This is a genomic window from Pseudoponticoccus marisrubri, from assembly GCF_001482405.1.
GTDB lineage: Bacteria > Pseudomonadota > Alphaproteobacteria > Rhodobacterales > Rhodobacteraceae > Pseudoponticoccus > Pseudoponticoccus marisrubri.
On sequence record NZ_LPXO01000045.1, the window covers coordinates 1 to 1,110 of the forward strand.

The following is a 1,110-nucleotide window of genomic DNA, read 5'->3' on the forward strand; positions in this document are numbered from 1 at the left end:
CCACCGCGATCTATGCCGACGCGGTGGGCCGGGAAGAGCGCGACATCGCGGCCCGCATGTGGGGCTGAGCCCCGGCTCAGGCGGCGGCGGTGGCGCCGGGGCTCCGACTGGTTCAACAACGAGGCTGACGCTAAGTCAGGCCGCTTCGAGCGTCACATCGCAAAGGCAAAGCGCTCCTACGAGTAGGCGTGCAACGCGGCGAAAGTCGGTTTGGAGGTGGTGATGCACAAGCCCTGTCCCGTATCCGGCTCCCGAAAGTCTTGCTCCCTGTGATGCATGGTCCGGTTGAAATGCTGCAGCGCAGCATTACATGAAAGTTTAAGCGCATAGCAGCGCCCACGACATACGATCTTCCTTGAAAGGAGACCCGACATGGCCAAGCAGAACACGAAATCCGCTGCTACCGACATGCAGAACCTGTTCGACCCGCAGGGCTATCAGGACGTCTTCAAGACCTGGGCGCAGATCGGTGAGCGGATGACCACGATCGCAACTGAAGCGGCGGCCCGCTCCACGGACATTGCGAGCGAGTCCACAAAAGAAGCCTTCTCGAACTTCCGCGAGATGAACGAAGTCCGCGATCAGCCGGCCGACTACGCCAAGGCGTACAGCGACTTTGCCCAGAAGCAGATGGACCTCTTCACCCGCGCCGCGAAAGCGATGACCGACGTCAGCCAGAAAGCTGGCACCGAGGCGACCGAGATGGCCACCAAAGTTGGCGAAGACATGAGCGAAACGGTCGCTGCGAACGCGCAAGGCACCGTCGACAAGGTGACCTCTGCCGCAAACAAGGCGGCCTGAGGCAAGAACGCCAATACACGACCACCAACGACGGCGGGTTCCTTGGGAACCCGCCGTTTTGCTGCGAGACACCACAGATGCCGAGTGCCCCCAGGCGGCGTGGACGGCCGCGCGGGCACCCGGGCGTTCAGTGCGGAATTCACTGGCGCTGTGTCGCAGATCAACCCCAAGGACTCTCGTCATGAACGAGGGACGACCGGGGGGGGCGGGTGAACTTATGCGGTGGACGCCCCCACCCAAAAGCATCTCGTATGCCATGATGGTTCCGTGGGAACCAAGTGGAGGGCACACCGATGACAACGAAGATCA

At 62.0% G+C, this 1,110-nt stretch carries 1 protein-coding gene; it reads left to right on the plus strand.

The window, feature by feature from the left end:
* Nucleotides 1-372: 372 nt before the first annotated feature.
* Nucleotides 373-801 (plus strand): phasin family protein, encoded by a 429-nt coding sequence (locus AVJ23_RS21900; RefSeq protein WP_058864356.1) that lies wholly within the window; start codon nt 373-375, stop codon nt 799-801.
* The last annotated feature ends 309 nt before the right edge of the window (nt 802-1,110 follow it).

Excerpts from the sequence above, each read along its gene's own strand:
- AVJ23_RS21900 (WP_058864356.1), top strand. The coding sequence starts at position 373 with ATGGCCAAGCAGAACACGAAATCCGCTGCTACCGACATGCAGAACCTG.